The organism is Caballeronia humi (assembly GCF_001544475.1).
Lineage (GTDB): Bacteria > Pseudomonadota > Gammaproteobacteria > Burkholderiales > Burkholderiaceae > Caballeronia > Caballeronia humi.
On record NZ_FCNW02000001.1, the window covers coordinates 545,338 to 566,086 of the forward strand.

Sequence of the window (20,749 nt, forward strand, 5' to 3'; positions counted from 1 at the left end):
AAACTCAACACTCATGGATCTCCGCCAACTCCCCGCCCTCAACGCCTTGCGTGCCTTCGAAGCCGCCGCGCGCCACGAAAGCTTCTCCCGCGCCGCCGACGAACTTTTCGTCACGCACGGCGCTGTGAGCCACCAAGTTCGCGCGCTCGAAGCCGAGCTCGGCGTACCGCTCTTCGCCCGCGATGGCAAGCGCGTGCGTCTCACAGACGGCGGCCGGCAATACGCCGCCGAAGTCCGCGCCGCGCTCGTCACGCTTGCCGAAGCCACGCGTCAGGTGCGCTCAGGCGATCGCGACCGGCGGCTCGTCGTATCGATGCTGTCGTCGTTCTCGGCGCGTTTCGTGACGCCGCGTGTCGGCGGTTTCATCGAAAAACATCCGGAAATCGACCTCGAACTGCTGTCGACGAACGCACTCACCGATTTCACCCGCGACGACGTGGATGTAGCGATTCGCTTCGGCTTCGGCAAATACCCAGGCTTACACGCTGAAAAGCTGCTTGATGAGGTTTTTTTCCCCGCATGTTCGCCGAAGTTCAACGGAGGCAAGCTCCCGCGCGCGCCCGCCGATCTCGCGAACACACCGCTGCTGCGCTCCAACGACGAACTGTGGCGCCCGTGGTTCGACGCCGCCGGACTCACGGAAATGCCCGAGCCGAAACGCGGCGTCTTGTACGAGGATTCGTCGAATTTGCTGCAGGCGGCCATCGACGGCCAGGGGATCGCGCTCGTGCGCCGCTCGCTCGCGATGCATGAAATCGTCGCGGGGCGGCTCGTGCGGCTTTTTGCAATCGACGGGCCGAGCCCGTGGACCTATTTCTTCGTCTGCCCGCCCGCCTTGCTGAAGGCGAAGCGGGTGCAGGATTTTCGCGCGTGGATTTTCGACGAAGCCGAGCAGTTCAAGCGCATCTACGAATGCACACCGGCCGCGTGCGATGCGCCCGTCGCGCAGGTCAGAGCACTACCTTGACCATCGGATGGCCGGTGAGCGCGCGGTAGATGTCGTCGAGATGGGCGCGGCTTTGCGCGCGCACGGTGACGGTGAGGCCGGTGTAGTTGCCGCCGGACGACGGTCGCGTCTCGATGCGCGTCACATCGAATTCGCCGTCGTACTCGCGGATCACGGTGACGATCGCATCCTGAAATTCGGGATGCGACTTGCCCATCACCTTGATCGGGAAATCGCAGGGGAAATTGAACAGGTCGTCGGCGGTTTGGGGGGTGGCTGGTTTCTCGGGGGTCGTCATGGCTTTCTCCTTCACTCGGCGCGTGCGCTGAACTGCCTCAGTTCGCGCGCCTTCGCCCGCTGGTAGGCGTCATACAGAGCAGCATAGACCGCGCCGGGCTGACCGTCGCCGACCGGCGCGCCGTCCAGCACGGTGATCGGCATCACTTCCTTCGTCGCCGAGCTGATCATGATTTCGTCGGCGTCGCGCAGTTCGGCTTCGGTGATCTCGCGCTCCTCGAACGCAATGCCCGCCTCGAGCGCCAGTTCCTCGACCAGCGCATAGCGGATGCCTTCGAGAATCCGCGGCCCGCGCGGCGCGCCGAAGAGCTTGCCGCTCTTCACGATCCACACATTCGACGACGATCCTTCCGTCAGCAGGCCGTCACGCAACTGGATGGTTTCGAGCGCGTCGTTTTCGGCGGCGTGCTGCGCCATCAGCACGTTGCCGAGCAGTGAAATCGATTTGATGTCGCAATGCAGCCAGCGCTTGTCCTCGGCGGTGACGGCGCGCGCGCCCTGCGCGCGGCTTTCGGCGCTCGGAAATGTGAGCGGATTGACCATTACGAAGACGGTCGGCGTGATATCGGCCGGGAACGCATGACCGCGACGCTTCGCCACACCGCGCGTCACGTGGAGATACACCAGCGCGTCGCCTTCGCCCTTGTTCGCGTCGATCGCCTGGTTGATCAGCGCGCGCCAGCCGGCGTCGTCGAAGGGATTGTGGATGCGAATCTTGCCGAGGCTGCGCGTGAGCCGCGCCAGATGCTGCGTAAGGCGGAACGGCGCGCGGCCGTCCGGCGTGGCGTATAGCGGCACGACTTCGTACACGCCGTCACCGAAGATAAAGCCGCGATCGAGCACCGGAATGCGCGCTTCGGAAAGCGGGCCCCACTCGCCGTTCAGATAAACGATGGGGTCGAGTTCATGGCTCATCGCGACGGTTCCTCTTTAAGACTTGCGCTTGTCCCACCACAGCAGCGCCGAATCCCACAGGCGCCCGACGATGCCCGCCTCCGGCACGTCCTGCAACGCGACGAGCGGGAACTGCGCGACTTCCTTGCCGTCCGCCATCATCTTGACAGTGCCGATCTGCTGGCCTTTCTTGACCGGCGCGGTGATCAGCGCGTTATGCGTGACCGACGGCTTCACCTTCTCGCCCATGCCCTTCGGCACGGTGACGTACTGGTCGGTCGTCACGCCCGCCTTCACGGTGTTCTCGGCGCCCTTGTAGATGCGCGGCGACTCGATCACCTGATCCGCCTTGTAGAGCCGCACCGCGTCGTAGGCCGTGTAGCCGTAGTTCAGCATCTTCAGGCTGTCCTGCACGCGGTTGTGCTCTTTCGGCTCGCCCATCATCACCGCGACGAGGCGCCGGCTCGAGTCGGGCACGCCGGTCAGCGGACGCTTCGAGGTCGCGATCAGGCAGTAACCGGCCGCTTTCGTATGGCCGGTCTTCAGGCCGTCGACGGTCGGATCGAGCCACAGCAGGCGGTTGCGGTTCGGCTGCTTGATCTTGTTGTACGTGAAGTCGCGCACCGAGAAGATGTCGTAGTACTCGGGGAAGTCACGGATCAGGCGCGTCGACAGCACGGCGAGGTCGCCCGCGGTCGTGTAGTGCTGCGGATCGGGCATGCCGTTGACGTCGGCGAAGTGGGTGTTCTTCATGCCGATGTTCTTCGCCGCCGCATTCATCAGCGTGACGAAGTTCGTCTCGCTGCCGCCGACGAGTTCCGCGAGCGCGATCGCCGCGTCGTTGCCCGACTGCACGATCATGCCGTAGACGAGATCGTGCACGGTCACCGGCTTGTTCGCCTCGACGAACATGCGCGACTCGTCGGTGCGAACGCGGCGCACGGCCTCGCTCGGCATGACGGTCTGGTCCATGTTGATCTTCTTCGACTTCAGCGCGTCGAATACAAGATATGCGGTCATCAGCTTCGTGAGCGACGCGGGCTCCGAGCGCTCGTCCGGGTTGCCGGAGGCGAGCACCTGGTTGCTCGTGGCATCGACGAGGACCCACGAACGCGCGGTCACGTCGGGCGGCGGCACTTGCGCGAAGGCGCTCGCGGCGGCCAGCGTGGCGGGCAGGACGATGGCGGCGGTGATCGCGCGGGTCAGAGCGCGTTGACGTGATTCAGCTACGGAGAAGGACAGGCCGGAAGGGGAAAAGCGCATAGGATCGGGTCGGCAGAAAAGGCATCGGCGCTTCGTCGGGGTCGATGTCGAACGGCGAAGCGCAGGTTGAACAGGCAGACCGTCGGGCCGGTCGGGCGCGTTGTTTCGTTGGATGCAGCGCGGTCGAAAGCCGCGGGCGCAGCGAAAAGGCGCTCGTTGGACAGACGGCCGCGCGATCGGTTCTCAAGCGGCGCAGCGGCGGCGCCGTGCGCTAAAGCGATCGCTGAACGGTCAGGTTGCAGCGCAAAAGTCTGCGCCATTATACGCGTCGCGCGATGCGCTTTCGCCTCTGAAATGGTCAGTTACCGCGTGTTTCGGCGCTTCGCAGGCCTTCGATTCGCTTGGCGCCGGAAACGCCTCAGCGCCACGCGTCGACGATCACGCGCTTGAGAATATGCAGCTTGCGATGAAAGAAATGCTCGCCGCCCGGAATCACGACGACCGGCAATTCCTGCGGCCGCGCCCAGTCGTAGACCGACGCGATCGGCACGGTTTCGTCGACTTCGCCGTGGATCACGAGCGTGGTGTCGGGCACTTCGGCGACTTCCCAGCGGCTCGCCGCCGTCCCGACGAACACCATCCGCTCGATCGCCTGACCTTCGTCTCGCAGTTTCTTGGCCACATGCGACAGCACGAACGTGCCGAACGAAAAGCCCGCGAGCACGAGCGGCGTATCAGCTTGGCCCGGCTGCGCGCGCATGTGGGCGATCACGGCGAGCAGGTCGTCGCGTTCGCCGATGCCGTTGTCGTGCTCGCCGCCCGTCTGCCCGACGCCGCGAAAATTCGAGCGATACGTCGTGTAGCCGAGCTGCACGAAGGTGCGCGCGAGCGTCTGCGCGACCTTGTTGTCCATCGTGCCGCCGAAGAGCGGATGCGGATGCGCGACGAGCACGATGCCGCGCGGCGTGCCTTCGGCGCGATCAAGCGCGACTTCGATCTTGCCCACCGGGCCGTCGATCAGGAATTTTTCGGTTTGCGCGTTCATCGGTCGGTCGCGTTTTCGGGGTCAGGCAGGTTCAGGCCGGCTGGTCGATCAAAAGGCGCTCGACGATCTTGCCGTTCGCCAGATGCGAATCGACGATCTCGTCGATGTCGGTTTCGTCGACGTAGGTGTACCACGTCCCTTCCGGATACACGACGACGACCGGCCCCAGTTCGCATCGATCCAGACACCCCGCCTTGTTGATGCGCACCTTGCCGTCGCCCGCGAGGCCGAGCTGCTTCACGCGCTTTTTCGCATGCTCCTGCATCGCCTGCGCGTTGCAGTTCGCGCAGCTCTGGCGCGGTGCGTCCGGCTCGCGCTGGTTCAGGCAGAAAAACACGTGGTACTTGTAGAAGGAATCCATGAGGGTCGGCAAAAAAGTGTGTCGGCCGATTATAGCGACCGATGCCGATCGCTGTCGGCGCGCCGCCGGGCGAGCCACGCGCGCTCCGCAACCGACGCGAGCCAGCCGAGCGCCGCATACGGCCAGACCCACGCGAGCCAGTGCGCGAGGCCGTTGAAGTGCAGGTAGCGACCCTGACGCCAGTCGGCCACGACGATGTCGAAGTACGGATTCACCGGCAGCAGGTTCGCCAGCACGAGCGCGACGACCAGCGCCGCGCCCGCGAGCCCGGCGCGCAACGCGCGCGGCAGCGAGAGCGAGAGCATCGCGGCCAGCGTGCCGATCGCGATGCCTTCGAGGGCGCCGTCGGTTGCCCAGTCGAAGGTCAGGCCCGCGCGCGATTGCAGGAACGAAGCGCCCGCCTTCGCGCCGAGCGTCGCGGCGAGCAGGCCGAGCATCAGCCGCACGCGCGGTGCGCGCTCGCGCATGCGCAACGTTGCGAGCACGAGCGCGGCGAACAGGTTGCACGAGGTGATCAGCGCTTCCCAGGAATCGTCGGGAAGGAACTCGGCGAAGTCGTCGATCCAAGTGCCGATGTCCCACGCGGCGGGCGTCCAGGCGAGGATCGCGTCCTGCATCGACGGATCGAGGCCGTCCCACAGGACGCGCGGCAGGTCGCCGGCGCCGAACAGGAACGGCGCGGGGAACATCGTTGCGAACGGCCAGAGCGCGGAGAGGCCGAGCACGTAGGCGGCATCGCGTTCGAACCAGGTGAAGCGGATGCGCCGCAACAGGCCGCGATCGAGCAGCATGCTCGTGGCGGGCGCGGCCAGCACGCCGCCGATCAGCGCGCCGAGCGCGTTCGCCGCAAGATCGAGGTTCGACGCGACACGCGTCGGCAGATAGGTCTGAATCGATTCCATCGCGCCCGACAACAGCGCGCCGCCGATAAACGCCGCCCCCACCGCGAGCGCACCGCGCCAGCGCGGATACAGCGCGAGCACGATCAGCGCGCCGAGCGGCATATAGCCGAGCACGTTCGTGACGACGTCGAACGCCGTCACGTACTGAGGGATCGGATCGGTGAGAAACGCGAACGGCCCGAGGCCGAGCGAGCGCCAGCCGGAGAACGGGTACAGCGACCCGTAGATGACCAGCGCCGCATACACCGCAAGCGCCTGCCGCGCGAACATCGACGGGCGGCGCTGCCACTGCTTGATCGTCATCGGTGGCCCGGCCGCTCCGTGGCGCTGTGCAGCGGCGTCATTGCGACGCGACGAGCGGCTGCACGCCGAGCCAGGTGGTCATCTGCGCGATGAGGTCGTCGGACGCGGCGGCGAGCGCCCGCGCGCCGCCGGCGGCATCGCCCGTGTAGGCCGGCGCGCGCGCCATGAACGTGCGCTGGCCGATCACGCGGCCCTGCTGCGACAAGGTCGCGCGCGCGGAGACAAGCGCGTGGCTCTCGTCGGGCGCGTCGAACACCTGCTCGAAGCCCGTCAGCTCGACTTCGAGCAGCGGCGCGCGCACGGTATCGGCGCCCGTCAGCACTGGGCCGCGCGCCGAAAGCGCCGCGCGCAGGCGTTGCGTGAGCAGTTGGGCGGGCGGCATCGTCCAGTGGCTGTTCGAATAGCTGCCGGTGCGCTGCGCATCGGCGTATTGCAGACGGTAGATGAACGCGTCGGAATCGAGATCGCGCGGGGCGTGCACGCCGATCACCTTCATCGGCGGCATCGCGCCCGGCGTGCCGATCTGCGGCGGCGCGCCGAGGTCGTAGCGGATATTCGAGACGGCGGCCGGCGGCCCCGACGCGCAGCCGGACAGCGCGGCCACGGCAAGCGCGAACATCGCGAAGGGAAGACCGCAGCGCCGCGGCAGCGAGCGCAAGCCGCGCATCGCGTCGAAATTCATGGGTGGCATCACAGTTCCTTGTCTTCGATGCGTGAAACGTCAAACTCCGGCGTGAAAGACAGAATTCGCGAGAGTTTTCAAACTTTAGCGCGCTAAATTTTAAGGCAAACTCACTGAACGCTCTTAATTGCACTAACGAACGGCCTTCGCGCACCTATTGGCCAGCTTTCACCGGCCAGCGGAAGCCCGGCTCGCCTGGGCCCGGCGCCTGCACCGGCGCGCCGAACAGCACGCTGCGCGGGTTTGTGCTGAACGTGTCGGCGGCGCGGTCGATCGAGCGCGCGGCGCTGCTGACGTCGTCGGCGAGCGAATTGACGTGCGGCAGCGTCTCGTAGCCGACGCGCGCCGAAAGCTCCCGCAGCGAGTCGTTCATGTCGGCGAGCGCGACGCCCGCCTGCTGCGCCGCCGCGCCCGCCTTGTTCATATTCGACACGAACGGCCCGTCCGGCCGGTTCAGGCTCTGGATCAGCACGTTGGTGGACGCGAGCGCCTTGTCCAGTTGCGTGAGCGTTGCGGGCAAGCGCGCGGTCGCAGGGCCGACCTGGCTTGCGAGCGTCGCGATGCCGTCGGCCGCGCCGCGCAGGCTCTTCGACGTGCGCATGAGTTCGTCGCGCACGTCGTCGGAGAGGAATTTGTCGGCGTCGTCGGCCAGGCGTTCGAACTTGCGCAAAATGACGTCGCCGCGCTGCTGCAACTGGTCAAAGATACCCGGGCGCATCGGCACTTCCGCCACGTCCTTCGCCGACGAAGGCAAATCGCGCGTGTCCTTGCCGGTGTCGTCGAGCTGCACGAACGCGATGCCCGTCACGCCCTGGAAGCCGAGCGTGGCGTAGGTGGAATGCGTCATCGGCGCGTTTTTGTCGACAAGTATGCGGATGCGGATCTGCCCCGGATGCGACCGGTCGAATCTGATCGACTCCACCTTGCCCACGCCGAGCCCGCGATAACGCACGGCGGCATCGGTGAAGAGGCCCGTCACGTTGGTGCGCGCGATCAGGTCGTACGGCACGCGTACCGTGCGGTCGACGTTGAAGAAAAACACCGTGATCGCGATCGCCGCGACGAGGCCGATGGTGAAGAGGCCAGCCCAGAACGCATGGGATTTGTTTTCCATCGACAGGTTCCTTTTCCTTTTGCGCGTGTTATTTCAACTGCAGCGGCGCTTCTTCCAGCGCCACCGCTGGCAGCCGCGCGCGTCGCTCGAACGGCAGCGCCTGCAGCGCGCGGCGTCCGCGCCGGCCGAGAAAATACTCGCGGATGAACGGATGATCGACCGCCACCGCCTCTTCCACGGGCGCCGCGACCAGCACGCGCCGGTCGGCAAGCACGGCGACGCGCGTCGAGAGCGCGACCATTGTGTCCAGATCGTGCGTGACCATCACGACCGTCAGTCCGAGCGCGCGATGCAGCGTCGCGATCAGGTCGACGAATTCGTCGGAGGCCTTCGGGTCGAGGCCAGCGGTCGGTTCGTCGAGAAAGAGCAGTTCCGGCTCGAGTGCGATCGCCCGCGCGATGCCCACGCGCTTGATCATCCCGCCCGAAAGTGCCGCCGGCATCTTGCTCGCGTGCTTGCACGACAGCCCGACCATTTCGAGCTTGAGCATCACGAATTCGCGGATCAGGTCCTCGGGAATCTTGCCGAGCTCGCGAAACGGCTGCGCGATGTTGTCGTACACCGACAGCGACGAAAAAAGCGCGCCCTGCTGGAACATCATCCCGGAGCGCGTGCGCAGGATGCGCGCGGTTTCTTCGTCCATGTTCGCCCACTCTTCGCCGAGCACGCGGATACGCCCCGACGTCGGCGATTCGAGGCCGAGCATCTGGCGCACGAGCGTCGTCTTGCCGGAGCCCGAGCCGCCGAGCAGCGCGACGATCTCGCCGCGCCGCACCTGCAGGTTCAGATGCTCGTGAATGACGGTGCGCCCGTAGCGCTTCGTCACGTCCTCGCATTCGATCACCGGCTCCGCGATGACGGGCGGCGGCTGGTGGCGAATGGCGGTGGCGAGTGTGGTCGACATCAGAGCCCCACGTTCTGGAAAAGGATCGCGAACACGGCGTCCGCGAGAATCACGATCGTGATCGACGTGACCACCGACGTGGTCGTGCCCTCGCCGAGACTCTGCGAATTCGCCTTGATGCGAAAGCCGAAGTGGCACGCAGCGAGCGCGATCAGCATGCCGAACACCATACCCTTGCCGAGGCCGATCCACAGGTTCGTGATCGGCACGACGCTCGGCAGCGAGCGCACGAAGAACGAAAAGTCGATCTGCAGCACAAACTTCGCCGCGAGCGCGCCGCCCGTCAGCGCGATGACGTTGGTCCACATGACGAGGAGCGGCATCGCGATGCCGAGCGCGATCACGCGCGGCAACACGAGGCGCAGGCCGTGCGGGATGCCCATGACCTGCATCGCGTCGAGTTCCTCGGTCACGCGCATTACGCCGATCTGTGCGGTGATCGCCGATCCCGAACGCCCCGCGACGAGAATCGCCGAGAGCACCGGCCCGAGCTCCCGAATCACCGAGAGCCCCAGAATGTTCACGATGTACTGGTTCGCGCCGAACGTGCGCAGTTGCTGCGCGGAAAGGTAACTCAGCACGATGCCGATCAGGAACGCGACGAGCGCCGTGATCGCGAGCGCCTGGGTGCCGGCGCTATAGATATTGGCGGAGATTTCGGTCCACGGGATGCGTTTCGGACGGCGCACAATGCCGATCAGGTCGAGCATGAAGCCGCCGAACATCGCGATGCCGCCGTACAGGTGCTCGAAGAACGAGAACAACAAGAGGCCGAAGCGCGTGACGAAAGTCGAGCGATCGACGGGTTCGGGTTCTTCGCGCTCGGCGTCGAGCAGCGCGACGCGCTGAAAAATCTCGCGCTGCGTATCAGAGAGCGCGACGACGGCGGGCATCCGGCGGCCCCAGATACGCCACAGCGCCTGCCCGCCGACGTGATCCAGCCGCTCGATCGACAGCAGGTCCCAGTTGGGAATCGCTTCCCGGCCGATTGCGCGGAGCCGCCGCGTCACGCCGCCTTTGGAGCGGTCGCGCGCGAGCGCAAGCGCCGTCCACTGGCCGGAAAGCCGGACCACCTTGCCTTGCTGACCGGATTCCACTCGCAAGCGGGGCGGCGTGTCGAAGTTCAAGGATGGGTTCGCCTAGGGAAAGGGAGAGCCCATTGTAACGAAAGGTTGATGCGTTCAAATGGCTTATGCAGCCGGAATCGCCCGCCAGTGTTGGCGTGCGGCGGCGGCCCGCTACAATGGATCCATGAACTCATCACATTCCACCTTTCCGCTCGACGCCGCCTGGCGTATCGACCGCGAACGGCTCGAAGCGCTCCTCGTGCGGCCGGTGCGCGGCTGGCCGGTCGATATCGTCGATGAGACGGGGTCCACCAACGCCGACCTCATGGCGCAAATGAAGGAACTGCCGCGCGAGCGGTCGTCGCCGACGTTGGCGCCGCTCGTTCGTGCCGCTTATTCGCAGACGGCGGGGCGTGGCCGGCGCGGGCGTCCGTGGGTCGCGCAACCGGGCAACGCGCTCCTGTTTTCGATTGCGTGCGTGCTGCCGCGGCCTATCGAAGGGCTCGCGGGATTGAGCCTCGCGATCGGCACCGGCGTGATCGATGCGCTCGGCCAATTGCCGCTGTCGGCATCGGCGAGACTCGCGCTGAAATGGCCGAACGACGTGCTGATCGACGACGGCAAGCTCGCCGGCATCCTCATCGAGACCGCCTGGAACACACCGCAGGCGACGGCGGTCGTGATCGGCATCGGCATCAACCTGCACGGCGCGGCGGAGCTGGCGGCGCAAGTCGAGGAAGCGAACCGGCTAGGCAGCGGTAATTTGCCCGCGCCGGGCAATCTGCCGGCGTCGCTGTCGCGCGCGTGGCCGGGCGCCAATCTCACCGACACCCTCGCCGCGCTGCTGAACGCGCTAGACGCGACGCTCACGCGCTTCGCCGCCAAGGGTTTTCGGCCGTTCCGGCAGCCTTGGCTCGCGGCGCACGCGTATGCGGGTCGCGAAGTCGTGCTGCTCGAACAGGGCGTGGAGGTGGCGCGCGGCGTCGCGGCGGGCGTCGACGATCAGGGGCAGTTGCAGATCGACACGCCGGAGGGCCTGCGCACGGCCGCGACCGGCGACGTCTCGCTGAGGCTCGGGGAGCCGCGTCCGTGAGCGGCGTCGCGGCGCGCCTTCTGATCGACGCGGGCAACAGCCGGATCAAGTGGTCGCTGATCGCGGACAACGGCGCCGAGTTCGGGCGCGACGCGTTTGAACATGAAGCAGCGCCGGATTGGGCCGTCTTGCCGCAGCCCGATGGCGCCTGGATTTCGAACGTCGCGGGTGCGTCGGCGGCCGGGCGCATCGATGCGCTGATCGACTCGCGCTGGCCTGGCTTGCCGCGCACGATCGTTCGCGCGCAGGCGCGCCAGTGCGGCGTCACCAATTGCTATGAAGAACCGTCGAGCCTGGGCAGCGACCGCTGGTGCGGCCTGATCGGCGCGCGCGCCGCGTTTCCCGGCGAAAACCTGCTGATCGCGACCTTCGGCACGGCGACGACGCTCGAAGCCCTGAGCGCCGACGGCACGTTCACCGGCGGCCTGATCGCGCCGGGCTGGTCGCTGATGATGCATTCGCTCGGCACGCACACCGCCCAGTTGCCGACGCTCGATGCCGCCGCCGCCCGCAGCGCGCTCGGCGCGACGCGCAGCCTGTTCGCGAACAGCACGCGCGCCGCGCTCTCGGCGGGATGCCTGCTCGCGCAGGCGGGACTGATCGAGCGCGCCTGGCAGGATCTGCGCGCCGACTGGCAGGCCGACGTGCGCCTCGTGCTCGGCGGCGGCGCGGCGAACGAAGTCGCCGGCGCGCTCGACGTGCCGCACACGCGCCATGATTCGCTCGTGTTGGCCGGACTCGCGCTGATCGCACGCGATGCCGCCGACCGCAACCTTTCCTGACGGAGCATCACATGCTGCGCTGGCTGATCGCCGTTCTCTTTCTGGCTAACTTGCTGATGTTCACTGTCGCGCGCGGCGTGTTCGGGCCGCTGCCTTCGGCGGGCGGGCGCGAGCCGCATCATCTGCTGCAGCAGGTGCGCCCCGAAACGCTGTCGACGCGGCCGCTGCGCCCCGAAGATTCCGCCGATCAACCAGTGGTCGGCGGTCCGGCGCCTGCAGCGCCGGTTCGCAGCGCACCGCTCTCGCAGTGAGCTTTGGTTCTATCCGAGCGTTCGGACTTTCCTGAGAAGCGCGGTGGTCGAGCGATCGTGCTCGAACGCGATCGCTAGCGCTTTGCCGCCCCAGCCGCGCACGAGCGCGGATTCGGCTAGCTTGTCCATGTCGTAGTCGCCGCCTTTTACGAGCACGTCGGGACGCAGCGCGCCGATCAGTTCGAGCGGCGTCGATTCCTCGAATTTCACCACCCAGTCGACGCTCTCCAGCGCCGCCAGCAACGCCATGCGATCCTCCTCGCGATTGATCGGCCGATCGTCGCCCTTGCCGAGCGTGCGCACGGAAGCATCGCTGTTCACGCCGACGATCAGCGTCGCGCCGAGCGCTTTTGCGTCAGCGAGATAGGTGACGTGACCGCGATGGAGAATATCGAAGACGCCGTTCGTGAAGACGACGGGGCCGGCGAGCGTGGGGCGGAGGGCGGCGAGGGCGTCGCGCGTGGTGAGCTTGCGTTCGAAAATGGCTGGCATCGGGGTTTCGCAGGGAAATATGGATGGGCGGATTTTGCCATGTGGCGGGTCGAGGCTTGCTCTCCGTCGCAGATCGATAATCCGCTCAGAATCTGCTCACCCGGCCGAATCCGCTCATATCCGCTCAAAATATTGAGTATCCGCTCATATTTGCTTATTATCTGCTCACCACAAACCAGTTTTGAGCTGATACATGAGCGGATTGTCTCCTGCGACCGTCCTCGTCGCTATCCAGCGGCTGGCGCACACCGGCCACCCGGAGGTCACCTCAAGCGAGGTCGCCCGCGCGACGCAGGGAAGCTTAGCGACTGTCCGTCGTCATTTGAACGCACTCTGCGACGGTGGACAACTCACGCGTAGCGGTCAGGCGCGGGGCACTCGCTATCGGCTGGCTGGCCGAACCGCTGCCCCGGAACAGCCTTCTGCAAATCAGCACCCGGCATGGTCACCCGCTGCAATTGAACTCGGCCGCAAACTCGACATGCCCTTGGCAGCACGCGATCCGGTTACCTACCGGCGCGACTTCGTCGAGGATTACGTGCCGAATAAGAACTGGTTGATGCCACAGGAACTGGCTGAAGCGCTCTACCGTGACGGTCGCCTGCGCGAACAACAGCCAGCGGGCACCTATGCGCGCAAGGTATTGGAGCAGTTGCTTATCGATTTGTCCTGGTCGTCCTCTCGTTTGGAGGGCAACCGCTATAGCCTGCTCGCGACCGAGGACTTGTTCAAGCGGGGGACGGCCGGCAGCGACGCCGACGCGGTCATGCTGCTCAACCACAAGACTGCGATCGAGTTTCTGGTCGATGCGGTACCGTTGCAGGGTCTCTCGACAGCGATCATCCGCAACCTGCATGCCGTTCTCATGCAGGATCTTCTCGCCGATACCGAGGCGTTGGGCGTGATCCGAAAAAAAATGGTCAACATCAGCGACACCGTCTACGTGCCGACTCAAGTGCCAAGCGTGCTCGAAGAGATGTTGGGGATCATCTTGGCGAAGGCCAGGCTCGTCAAAAATCCGGTCGAGGCCGCGTTCTTCCTGTGGGTAAATCTGGCGTATCTACAGCCATTCGAGGACGGCAACAAGCGCACCAGTCGCCTGGCAGCAAACATTCCGCTGATGCTCTACAACTGCTCGCCGTTGTCGTTTCTCGACGTCGACGCTCACGACTACGCCCAGGCGATGATGGGCGTGTACGAAATCCGGGATGTCGCGCGCGCGGTAGACCTGTTCGCGTGGACCTACCGGCGCTCGATCAAGAAGTATGTCGTCGTGATGGAATCGATGGGCGCCCCGAACCCATTGAGACTGCGGTATCGGGAGCATTTAAGCGAGGCCATCGGATTGGTGGTTCGTGACAGAAAGTCTGCGCGGGCCGCAATGGAGGAATTGGGGCTCACCGCTGATCAGGCTCCGGGCTTCCAGACGATGTTGCTCGAAGAACTGCAAAAACTGGAGGTATTCAACTGCGCAAGGTTTCGGCTGACGATGACCGCTACACAAGCGTGGATCGACGCCAACCGGCCGCACTGAGACCCGCCACCTGACGCCGCCCGGCTCACCAGCAAGCAAAAATGCTTCTATCCAAAAAAACGCCCCGGAGGTCCAAGACTTCCGGGGCGTTTCGCGAAGCAAAGCTCTACATCAACTTCTGAATGGACTTGGCGCCAACCCCTCAAGCCGGCTGTTCCGCCGATCCAGGCGCTGGCGCCGCGGCCTGCAGCCGCTGCACCACTTCCTTCCGATACCGGTTCAACTCCTGCGCCGTAGCGAACGAACGCTCGAACAGAATCGACAGGTTGTGCAGAATCCGCTCGACGACCTTCTTCTCCCAGCTATCGTCGAACCGGATCTGATCATCGAGCCAGCGCTCCAGCCATTCCGGGTCCGGCAGACGCGACTGGATCGTGTCGCGCGGGAACAGCGCCTGATTGACGTGCAGGTTCGTCGGATGCAGCGGCTTTTCCGTGCGCCGCGCCGACGCCATGAGCACGCCGATTTTCGCGAACGCCGCGCGCGCCGTGTCGCCAGCCTGCACCATCGCCTTCTTCATATAGCGCAGATACGCGCCGCCGTGACGGGCTTCGTCGCGCGAAATGGTTTCGTAGATGGCCTTGATCACCGGCTCCGTGTGCCACTCGGCGGCACGGCGATACCAGTGGTTCAGGCGGATCTCGCCGCAGAAATGCAGCATCAGCGTTTCGAGCGGCGGCGCCGGATCGAACTCGAAGCGCACCGCGTGCAACTCCTCTTCCGTCGGCACGAAGTCCGGTTTGAAGCGGCGCAGATACTCCATCAGCACGAGCGAATGCTTCTGTTCCTCGAAAAACCACACGCTCATGAAAGCGGAAAAGTCGCTGTCATGGTGATTGTCGCGCAGGAACATTTCGGTTGCGGGAAGCGCGGACCATTCGGTGATCGCGTTCATCTTGATGGTTTTCGCCTGCTCGTCGGTAAGCAGGGACGCATCGAATTTGTCCCAGGGAATGTCTTTCTCCATGTCCCAACGAACCGATTCCAGCGATTTATACAACTCCGGATACAGCATGGTGTTCATAGTCCACCCCTGATTTGCCACTTAGTGCGACGTTCTGTCTGTAGTTACCTTCGGCCCGGCGCGCACTGGCGAATACGACTTGCCGCCTGCGCGCCGAACAACCAAGCTTTCAATTTTACGCGGGAAACAGGCACCCAGACGCTATAAAACGGCAATAAGCACGCGCTCGATCAAACGACGGCGGCTTGCCCGTTGCAGGAACGCCGCATTTCGACCTCGGCGCTGCGTTATTTCTACCTGGGTGAGGAGCGAAACCTGTGCCTGGGATATGAGGAAGCGGGACCTGCCCCGCTAGTCGCGTCTGGATGGGCCGTTTGGCGCAGCATGCCCGCCTTGCATGACATGCTCGTTATAAGCGCGACGACGACGATGTTCAGGCCCTTGCGGCGAGAGTTTCGAGACCCTTTTCGAAGCCTCCAACCCCCCGCCGGACGGCGCGAAACGCTTATTGACTATAGCACGGCGGCCTGCCGCCAGGACGCGACGGTCTCATCGATCGGGGTGAGTCCGGGCACGTGTTCCACGCCGTCCGGGAGCTTGCGGCGCAGCACCGGACTGCTGCCGCCGACCCAGATTCCCACGCCCGCCGGCAGCAGGGTGCGCAGTTCGGTTAGACCGTTCGTCACGGCCTGCGCGGGCATCGCCGCAGAAAACGACAGCGCCACGACGTCGACCTTGTGCGCGGCGACGGCATCGACGATGTCGTGCAGCGGCGTCTGCGGCCCGAGGCCCAGGCATTCGCATTCCGCCAGCGAAAAAATCGCCTCTGCCATCAGGATGCCCAGCCCGTGACTCTCGCCCGTCAGCGTGGTGAGCAGCATCCGCGGCCGGCCGCCGCGCCCGCGCAGCGCATCGGAGAGCGGCCGCAGCAACGTGCGCAGCGTCACCTGCATCGCCTCGCTGAACAGGTGCTCGTGATAGACCTGCAGCGTCCCTGCCGCCCACGCATTGCCGACGCGCGCCGACAGCGGCGCCGCGACGTCGAGGACGAAGCGCTCCAGCCCGTCGCGCGTCGCGCGCTTGAGCATCTCGAAGCGGAAATCGTCGTAGGCGCCCGAGCGCAGCAGCGACACCAGCCGGTCGAGCTCGGCGTCCGGCGCGTCCTGCCCGACGCCCGACTCCTGCGCGAGTTGCTGCAGCACGTCGATCGACTGCGCGAGTACCTTGCTCGGCCGGTGTCCGGCGTCGAGCAGGCGCTTGACCAGCCGCAGCTTCGTCACCTGCTCCTGCGGATACAGGCGTTCGCCGCCCGGCGAGCGCATCGGCCGGGGGAAACCGTAGCGTCGTTCCCAGACCCGCAGCGTGTCCTTCGTCAGCCCGATCTCGTGGGCAATCGCGCCGATGCCGATGCCCGCGAGCGGCACGACAGCGTCGTCCAGGTCGCCGGCGTCGGACAACGGCTCTCCTCCGTCACTGATTTCTGGTATGTTTGTCATGGACAAAATGATCCATCGTCGAGGTTAGGCAAACTTTCTCCCTTGCCTAAATCCTTCTATTAAAAGGCTGAGACTGAAACACCTGCACTCCCATGATAGACGATTTTTTCAAAACATCATGGACAAATATTGGTCTGATATCCCGGTGCATCCGCACCGGCCGGAACTGCGTAAATCCGGGGACCGAAGCGAGAACGGAGATGCCATGCGAGTTGCAGTGATCGGAGCGGGGATTTCGGGGCTCGCATGCGCGTGGCGCCTGGCGCAAAGCGACGCCGCGATAGAAACGACGCTCTTCGAAGCGAACCGATACTTCGGCGGCCACGCCAACACGGTGGACGTCACGCTCGACGGCATCACGCATCCGGTCGATACGGGTTTTCTCGTGTTCAACGAACGCACGTACCCGAATCTCGTTGCGCTGTTCGAGGAACTCGACATTCCGACCACCGAAACCGACATGTCGTTCTCCGTTTCGCTCGCGGATCGCGCACTTGAGTGGGCGGGCACGAACCTGAACACGGTGTTCGCGCAGCGGCTCAATCTGCTGCGGCCCTCGTTCCTGCGCATGCTCGCGGACATCGTGCGCTTCAACCGCCTTGCGACTTCGATGGCGCTTGCAACGCGCGATGAAGCGTCGCCGGTCGAATCCGTCGGCGGCTTTCTGGAACGCGAGCGCTTCTCGGCTGCATTTCGCGACGGATACCTGCTTCCGATGATAGGCGCGATCTGGTCGTGCCCCGTCGCGCAAATGATGGCCTTCCCGGTCGGGACGCTCGTGCGCTTTTGCCATAACCACGGCTTGCTGCAGGTCGCGGACCGTCCGCGCTGGCGCACCGTGACGGGCGGCAGCCGCGAATACGTCGCGCGGATGCTGGCGCGCATCCCGGATGCGCGTTTGAGCGAGCCCGTTCGGTCGGTACGCCGCGTGGTGCGCGATGCGCGGCCCTCGGTGGAGATTCAAACAACAAGCGGCGTTGAAACGTTCGATCACGCCGTGCTCGCGTGTCACAGCGACGAAGCGCTATCCATGCTCGCGGATGCATCGACCGACGAGCGCGCGGTGCTGCGCACGATCCGCTATCTGCCGAACCGCGCCGTGCTGCACACCGACGCATCGCTGCTGCCCGCGCGGCGCGCCTGGTCCGCGTGGAATTACGAGAGCCGCAGCGCGGCAGGGGAAACGCACGTGTGCGTTCACTACCTGATCAATCGATTGCAGCCGCTGCCGTTCGAAACGCCTGTGATCGTTTCGCTGAATCCGGTGCGCGAGCCGCATCCCGATCGGGTGCTGCGCGAGTTCGCCTACAGCCATCCGCTCTTCGATCAACCCGCCATCGATGCTCAGCGAGCACTCCCCGCGTTGCAAGGCGAGCGAAATACGTGGTTCGCGGGGGCGTGGACAGGCTATGGCTTCCACGAGGATGGCCTGACGTCGGGGCTGGCGGCGGCGTCTCTAATCAGGCGTGCCACCGCGTCCGAACGACCGGAGCTCGTCGCATGAGCGCCTTCGAAGCCCCCGACCTGCTGCTCACCGGCCGCGTGCGGCATCGCCGTCTGCGGCCCGTGGCGAACGCGTTTTCGTATCGCGTGTTCACGGTGCGCCTGCCGCTGCGCGCGCGAGCGGCGCGTCTCGCAAGCGGCGCGGGCGACTCGCGTCTCTTCGCTCACAATCGTTTCGGCTTGTTGGGCTTCCACGACGCCGATCACGGCGACGGCGCGCAACCGGCGCTCGATTACATCGACGCGCTGCTGAAAGCGAACGGCATCGACGATGCATGCGGCGAAATTCATCTGCAGACGTTTCCGCGCGTGCTCGGCTACGTCTTCAATCCGGTGAGTTTCTGGTTCTGCGAGCGCGCGGACGGCTCGCTGCGCGCCGTGCTGTGCGAAGTCAACAACACGTTCGGCGAGCGCCATTGCTATTTGCTCGACACAGGCAGCACGATCAAAAGCGGCAGACCGCTCACGGCGCGCAAGGTGTTCCACGTGTCGCCGTTCTGCAAGGTCGAAGGCACGTACACATTCCGCTTCTTCTTCGATGAAACGCGCGGCCGCTCGCTAGCGCGGATCGATTACGACGACGCCGACGGCCCGCTCCTCGTGACCAGCATCGCGGGGAGGACGCGTGCGCTCGATGCATCGAATGTGCTGCGCGTGTTCTTCAGCTATCCGCTGATGACGATCGGCGTCGTCGCGCGGATTCACTGGCAGGCGCTGAAGTTGTTCGCGAAGCGCGTGCCGTTCGTCGGCAAGCCCGCACCGCCGCGCGCGGCGCTTTCGCGCGCGCGTGGCGAATCGGCCGGGAGGTGACGCGAGATGTCAGCGCAGCCGTCCCCCGACTCGCCATTCCGATGTCCGTTCGCCCGGCTCCGGCCGACTCTGCGCGCGCGCGATCCGGCGCGCATCGGCACGGCGGGACGCGTCGTGCTGAAGATGCTCGCCGGATTGCGCTACGGCACGCTCGATCTGCAATTGCCCGACGGCAGCGTGCGCCGTTTCGGCATCGGCAACGAGGACGGTCCGCGCGCGCGGATGATGCTGTCGAACTGGAACGTGTGCGCAGCGGTGCTCAAGAGCGGCGACACAGGTTTCGCGGAAGCATACCTGGCTGGCGACTGGCACACCGATGACCTCCGCGCGCTGCTCGACCTCATGGTGGGCAATCGGGCATCGATCGAAAGGGCTGTTTACGGCTCTTGGCAAGGACGGCTCATGCAGCGTCTTCGGCATCTGAGGCACACGAACACGAAGGCAGGCAGCCGTCGCAATATCCACGCGCACTACGATCTCGGCAACGCGTTCTACGCGCTGTGGCTCGATGAAACGCTGACCTATTCGAGCGCGCTTTTCGAAACCAGCACGCAGACGCTCGCCGACGCGCAGCATGCGAAATACCGCCGTCTGCTCGCCGAACTGCGCGTCGATGGCGGTGAACCGCATGTGCTCGAAATCGGCTGCGGCTGGGGCGGTTTCGCCGAACTCGCGGCGCGCGAATCGAACGTTCACGTCACGGGCGTGACGCTCTCGAAGGAACAGCTTGCGCACGGCGGCGCGCGCATCGCGCAGGCGGGCTTGAACGGGCGCGTCGATCTGCGCCTGCAGGACTATCGCGACATACGCGGACAGTTCGACGCGATCGCATCGATCGAAATGTTCGAAGCGGTCGGCGAACAATATTGGCCTTCGTATTTCGAATGCCTCGCGCGCAATCTGAAACGCGGCGGCCGCGCGTGCGTGCAAACGATCACCATCGACGACGCGCTTTTCGAGCGCTATCGAAAGAACAGCGACTTCATCCAGCAATACGTGTTTCCGGGCGGCATGCTGCCGTCGCCGTCCGTGTTCGTGGCGAGCGCGCGACGGCACGGTTTGAAGGTTGTCAACCGCCTTTCATTCGGACGCGATTACGCACGCACGCTGACACTCTGGCGCGAAGCATTTCTCCTGAAACTCGACGCCGTGCGCGCGCAGCAGTTCGACGAACGCTTCATCCGTCTGTGGGATTTTTACTTGTGCTATTGCGCGGCCGCGTTCGATCACGCGAATACCGACGTGATCCAGTTCACGCTGGAACACGCGTAACGTGCGTCACTCGCCGGACGTGTCGTCGAGCGCGCGCTCGGTCGTCGAACGGCACGCGCGCCGCATCCATTGCAGATCGCGCCGGTAATTGCGGCAGCCGGTACATGTAATCAGGTGCAGGCGAAGACGGTTGCGCTCGTGGAGCGTCGTTGCACCGTCCATGTCGTTCGACAGCAGTTGCGTCGCTTCCTTGCAAGTGAGCAGCATCAGGCACCTTTCTCGTCAAACCAGCGGTTCTGCAAGCACACCCGCAGCGCCATCTTCGCGCGGTGCAGGATCACGCCGCAATTCGTCTTCGTAATCGCAAGTTCCACGCAGACATCGTCGACCGCGACGTCGAGGAACTCGCGCATCATGAACACGCGCGCGGTCGCTGGCGGCAGGCTCGTCAGACACACTTCGAAGACGGTCCAGAACTGCGTCTGCGAAAGCGTTGCCTCGGGGTCGCCCCAGGCTGACGGACGCTCGTGCTTCTTCCAGTGATCGCTTTCATTGAAGAGCGCGTCAAAGGCATCCGCGGATATTTCTTCGTCGTATACGCGGGTAGAAACGTTACGCGCCCGTGCACGAAATGTATCGACTATCTTGTTCTTGAGGATCGCGAAGACCCAGGTGCTGAACTGCGCTTGCCCGCGAAACTCGCCGATGCGCGCCATCGACGCCAGCATCGCTTCCTGAACGGCGTCCTCAGCCTCGGTGCGATCGCGCAATTGCAGTATCGCAAAGCGCAAAAGCATGTTGCGCAGGCGCGCGAGATCCGGCTGGAAACCAGAAGACTTGAGTTCGCTCATCAACGAGAAAGGCCCCGGCTTTCGGAGGCCAAGACATGAAAAG

23 protein-coding genes are annotated in these 20,749 nt (G+C 64.9%); 8 read left to right on the forward strand and 15 right to left on the reverse strand.

What is annotated here, in order from left to right:
• The first annotated feature begins 13 nt into the window (after window positions 1–13).
• A complete protein-coding gene (locus AWB65_RS02585) occupies window positions 14–967 on the forward strand; it encodes a transcriptional regulator GcvA (RefSeq protein WP_087665617.1) in 954 nt (317 codons plus the stop codon).
• Here AWB65_RS02585 and AWB65_RS02590 read toward each other — a convergent pair.
• The 10 genes from AWB65_RS02590 to AWB65_RS02635 all read right to left on the reverse strand — a co-directional run bounded on the left by AWB65_RS02590 (window position 951) and on the right by AWB65_RS02635 (window position 9,778).
• The gene (locus AWB65_RS02590) at window positions 951–1,244 is read right to left on the reverse strand and encodes a DUF493 family protein (protein WP_087665618.1); all 294 of its coding nucleotides are present in this window, start codon (window positions 1,242–1,244) and stop codon (window positions 951–953) included. The two genes, AWB65_RS02585 and AWB65_RS02590, sit on opposite strands and share 17 nt — an antisense overlap.
• An 11-nt stretch (window positions 1,245–1,255) precedes the next feature.
• A complete protein-coding gene (locus AWB65_RS02595; RefSeq protein ID WP_087665619.1) occupies window positions 1,256–2,158 on the reverse strand; it encodes a D-amino acid aminotransferase in 903 nt (300 codons plus the stop codon).
• 15 nt (window positions 2,159–2,173) lie between these two features.
• Window positions 2,174–3,400, reverse strand: coding sequence for a D-alanyl-D-alanine carboxypeptidase family protein (locus AWB65_RS02600; protein WP_087665620.1), 1,227 nt, complete (start codon window positions 3,398–3,400; stop codon window positions 2,174–2,176).
• Window positions 3,401–3,758: 358 nt separating this feature from the next.
• Window positions 3,759–4,385, reverse strand: a complete 627-nt coding sequence (locus tag AWB65_RS02605) for an alpha/beta hydrolase (RefSeq protein ID WP_087665621.1) — start codon at window positions 4,383–4,385, stop codon at window positions 3,759–3,761.
• Window positions 4,386–4,416: 31 nt separating this feature from the next.
• On the reverse strand, window positions 4,417–4,746 hold the full coding sequence (locus AWB65_RS02610; RefSeq protein WP_087655770.1) for a (2Fe-2S) ferredoxin domain-containing protein: 330 nt from the start codon (window positions 4,744–4,746) through the stop codon (window positions 4,417–4,419).
• A gap of 29 nt (window positions 4,747–4,775) precedes the next feature.
• Entirely contained in the window at window positions 4,776–5,951 is a 1,176-nt protein-coding gene (locus tag AWB65_RS02615) for a VanZ family protein (RefSeq protein WP_087665622.1), read from the reverse strand.
• Between the two features lie 37 nt (window positions 5,952–5,988).
• Window positions 5,989–6,633 (reverse strand): ABC-type transport auxiliary lipoprotein family protein, encoded by a 645-nt coding sequence (locus tag AWB65_RS02620; protein ID WP_374729728.1) that lies wholly within the window; start codon window positions 6,631–6,633, stop codon window positions 5,989–5,991.
• A 154-nt stretch (window positions 6,634–6,787) separates the two neighbouring features.
• Window positions 6,788–7,747 carry an MlaD family protein gene (locus AWB65_RS02625; RefSeq protein ID WP_087665623.1) on the reverse strand — a complete coding sequence of 320 codons (960 nt, stop codon included), beginning with the start codon at window positions 7,745–7,747 and terminating at the stop codon, window positions 6,788–6,790.
• A gap of 28 nt (window positions 7,748–7,775) precedes the next feature.
• Window positions 7,776–8,651 (reverse strand): ABC transporter ATP-binding protein, encoded by an 876-nt coding sequence (locus AWB65_RS02630; RefSeq protein WP_087665624.1) that lies wholly within the window; start codon window positions 8,649–8,651, stop codon window positions 7,776–7,778.
• Entirely contained in the window at window positions 8,651–9,778 is a 1,128-nt protein-coding gene (locus AWB65_RS02635) for an MlaE family ABC transporter permease (RefSeq protein ID WP_087665625.1), read from the reverse strand. The genes AWB65_RS02630 and AWB65_RS02635 overlap by 1 nt, the downstream gene beginning before the upstream one ends.
• Window positions 9,779–9,902: 124 nt before the next feature.
• Here AWB65_RS02635 and AWB65_RS02640 point away from each other — a divergent pair, with 124 nt between their 5' ends.
• From AWB65_RS02640 to AWB65_RS02650, 3 genes are read left to right on the forward strand one after another with little or no spacing between them, the layout of a single operon-like run.
• A complete protein-coding gene (locus tag AWB65_RS02640) occupies window positions 9,903–10,811 on the forward strand; it encodes a biotin--[acetyl-CoA-carboxylase] ligase (RefSeq protein WP_087665626.1) in 909 nt (302 codons plus the stop codon).
• Complete coding sequence (locus AWB65_RS02645) at window positions 10,808–11,593, forward strand: type III pantothenate kinase (RefSeq protein ID WP_087665627.1); 786 nt, start codon at window positions 10,808–10,810, stop codon at window positions 11,591–11,593. The genes AWB65_RS02640 and AWB65_RS02645 overlap by 4 nt, the downstream gene beginning before the upstream one ends.
• An 11-nt stretch (window positions 11,594–11,604) precedes the next feature.
• Entirely contained in the window at window positions 11,605–11,844 is a 240-nt protein-coding gene (locus AWB65_RS02650; protein WP_087665628.1) for a hypothetical protein, read from the forward strand.
• Between the two features lie 9 nt (window positions 11,845–11,853).
• Here AWB65_RS02650 and rfaE2 read toward each other — a convergent pair whose 3' ends face one another.
• Window positions 11,854–12,336 (reverse strand): D-glycero-beta-D-manno-heptose 1-phosphate adenylyltransferase, encoded by a 483-nt coding sequence (rfaE2, locus tag AWB65_RS02655; protein WP_087665629.1) that lies wholly within the window; start codon window positions 12,334–12,336, stop codon window positions 11,854–11,856.
• A 193-nt stretch (window positions 12,337–12,529) separates the two neighbouring features.
• Here rfaE2 and AWB65_RS02660 point away from each other — a divergent pair, with 193 nt between their 5' ends.
• Window positions 12,530–13,870, forward strand: a complete 1,341-nt coding sequence (locus AWB65_RS02660) for a Fic family protein (protein WP_087665630.1) — start codon at window positions 12,530–12,532, stop codon at window positions 13,868–13,870.
• A gap of 142 nt (window positions 13,871–14,012) precedes the next feature.
• Here AWB65_RS02660 and AWB65_RS02665 read toward each other — a convergent pair whose 3' ends face one another.
• Both AWB65_RS02665 and AWB65_RS02670 read right to left on the reverse strand, forming a co-directional pair.
• Entirely contained in the window at window positions 14,013–14,894 is an 882-nt protein-coding gene (locus AWB65_RS02665) for a ferritin family protein (protein ID WP_087665631.1), read from the reverse strand.
• Between the two features lie 452 nt (window positions 14,895–15,346).
• Complete coding sequence (locus AWB65_RS02670) at window positions 15,347–16,330, reverse strand: MerR family transcriptional regulator (protein WP_087665632.1); 984 nt, start codon at window positions 16,328–16,330, stop codon at window positions 15,347–15,349.
• Window positions 16,331–16,535: 205 nt separating this feature from the next.
• Between AWB65_RS02670 and AWB65_RS02675 the strand changes: the two genes are divergently transcribed.
• Genes AWB65_RS02675 through AWB65_RS02685 form a run of 3 tightly spaced genes read left to right on the forward strand, consistent with a single transcriptional unit; the run spans window position 16,536 to window position 19,915 of the window.
• Entirely contained in the window at window positions 16,536–17,834 is a 1,299-nt protein-coding gene (locus tag AWB65_RS02675) for an NAD(P)/FAD-dependent oxidoreductase (protein ID WP_087665633.1), read from the forward strand.
• Window positions 17,831–18,643 (forward strand): DUF1365 domain-containing protein, encoded by an 813-nt coding sequence (locus AWB65_RS02680; protein ID WP_087665634.1) that lies wholly within the window; start codon window positions 17,831–17,833, stop codon window positions 18,641–18,643. Before AWB65_RS02675 ends, AWB65_RS02680 begins: the two co-directional genes overlap by 4 nt.
• A gap of 6 nt (window positions 18,644–18,649) precedes the next feature.
• A complete protein-coding gene (locus AWB65_RS02685; RefSeq protein WP_087665635.1) occupies window positions 18,650–19,915 on the forward strand; it encodes an SAM-dependent methyltransferase in 1,266 nt (421 codons plus the stop codon).
• A gap of 6 nt (window positions 19,916–19,921) precedes the next feature.
• On the opposite strand, the gene AWB65_RS02690 is transcribed toward AWB65_RS02685, so the two are convergent.
• Window positions 19,922–20,122 (reverse strand): anti-sigma factor family protein, encoded by a 201-nt coding sequence (locus AWB65_RS02690; protein WP_235007471.1) that lies wholly within the window; start codon window positions 20,120–20,122, stop codon window positions 19,922–19,924.
• Complete coding sequence (locus AWB65_RS02695; protein ID WP_087665637.1) at window positions 20,122–20,706, reverse strand: sigma-70 family RNA polymerase sigma factor; 585 nt, start codon at window positions 20,704–20,706, stop codon at window positions 20,122–20,124. The genes AWB65_RS02690 and AWB65_RS02695 overlap by 1 nt, the downstream gene beginning before the upstream one ends.
• Between the last annotated feature and the right edge of the window lie 43 nt (window positions 20,707–20,749).

What these genes read in the sequence shown, in the direction of transcription:
- AWB65_RS02585 (WP_087665617.1), top strand. Translation starts at nt 14, where the DNA reads ATGGATCTCCGCCAACTCCCCGCCCTCAACGCCTTGCGTGCCTTCGAA.
- AWB65_RS02590 (WP_087665618.1), bottom strand. Translation starts at nt 1,244, where the DNA reads ATGACGACCCCCGAGAAACCAGCCACCCCCCAAACCGCCGACGACCTG.
- AWB65_RS02595 (WP_087665619.1), bottom strand. Translation starts at nt 2,158, where the DNA reads ATGAGCCATGAACTCGACCCCATCGTTTATCTGAACGGCGAGTGGGGC.
- AWB65_RS02600 (WP_087665620.1), bottom strand. Translation starts at nt 3,400, where the DNA reads ATGCGCTTTTCCCCTTCCGGCCTGTCCTTCTCCGTAGCTGAATCACGT.
- AWB65_RS02605 (WP_087665621.1), bottom strand. Translation starts at nt 4,385, where the DNA reads ATGAACGCGCAAACCGAAAAATTCCTGATCGACGGCCCGGTGGGCAAG.
- AWB65_RS02610 (WP_087655770.1), bottom strand. Translation starts at nt 4,746, where the DNA reads ATGGATTCCTTCTACAAGTACCACGTGTTTTTCTGCCTGAACCAGCGC.
- AWB65_RS02615 (WP_087665622.1), bottom strand. Translation starts at nt 5,951, where the DNA reads ATGACGATCAAGCAGTGGCAGCGCCGCCCGTCGATGTTCGCGCGGCAG.
- AWB65_RS02620 (WP_374729728.1), bottom strand. Translation starts at nt 6,633, where the DNA reads ATGAATTTCGACGCGATGCGCGGCTTGCGCTCGCTGCCGCGGCGCTGC.
- AWB65_RS02625 (WP_087665623.1), bottom strand. Translation starts at nt 7,747, where the DNA reads ATGGAAAACAAATCCCATGCGTTCTGGGCTGGCCTCTTCACCATCGGC.
- AWB65_RS02630 (WP_087665624.1), bottom strand. Translation starts at nt 8,651, where the DNA reads ATGTCGACCACACTCGCCACCGCCATTCGCCACCAGCCGCCGCCCGTC.
- AWB65_RS02640 (WP_087665626.1), top strand. Translation starts at nt 9,903, where the DNA reads ATGAACTCATCACATTCCACCTTTCCGCTCGACGCCGCCTGGCGTATC.
- AWB65_RS02650 (WP_087665628.1), top strand. Translation starts at nt 11,605, where the DNA reads ATGCTGCGCTGGCTGATCGCCGTTCTCTTTCTGGCTAACTTGCTGATG.
- rfaE2 (WP_087665629.1), bottom strand. Translation starts at nt 12,336, where the DNA reads ATGCCAGCCATTTTCGAACGCAAGCTCACCACGCGCGACGCCCTCGCC.
- AWB65_RS02660 (WP_087665630.1), top strand. Translation starts at nt 12,530, where the DNA reads ATGAGCGGATTGTCTCCTGCGACCGTCCTCGTCGCTATCCAGCGGCTG.
- AWB65_RS02665 (WP_087665631.1), bottom strand. Translation starts at nt 14,894, where the DNA reads ATGAACACCATGCTGTATCCGGAGTTGTATAAATCGCTGGAATCGGTT.
- AWB65_RS02670 (WP_087665632.1), bottom strand. Translation starts at nt 16,330, where the DNA reads ATGACAAACATACCAGAAATCAGTGACGGAGGAGAGCCGTTGTCCGAC.
- AWB65_RS02675 (WP_087665633.1), top strand. Translation starts at nt 16,536, where the DNA reads ATGCGAGTTGCAGTGATCGGAGCGGGGATTTCGGGGCTCGCATGCGCG.
- AWB65_RS02680 (WP_087665634.1), top strand. Translation starts at nt 17,831, where the DNA reads ATGAGCGCCTTCGAAGCCCCCGACCTGCTGCTCACCGGCCGCGTGCGG.
- AWB65_RS02685 (WP_087665635.1), top strand. Translation starts at nt 18,650, where the DNA reads ATGTCAGCGCAGCCGTCCCCCGACTCGCCATTCCGATGTCCGTTCGCC.
- AWB65_RS02690 (WP_235007471.1), bottom strand. Translation starts at nt 20,122, where the DNA reads ATGCTGCTCACTTGCAAGGAAGCGACGCAACTGCTGTCGAACGACATG.
- AWB65_RS02695 (WP_087665637.1), bottom strand. Translation starts at nt 20,706, where the DNA reads ATGAGCGAACTCAAGTCTTCTGGTTTCCAGCCGGATCTCGCGCGCCTG.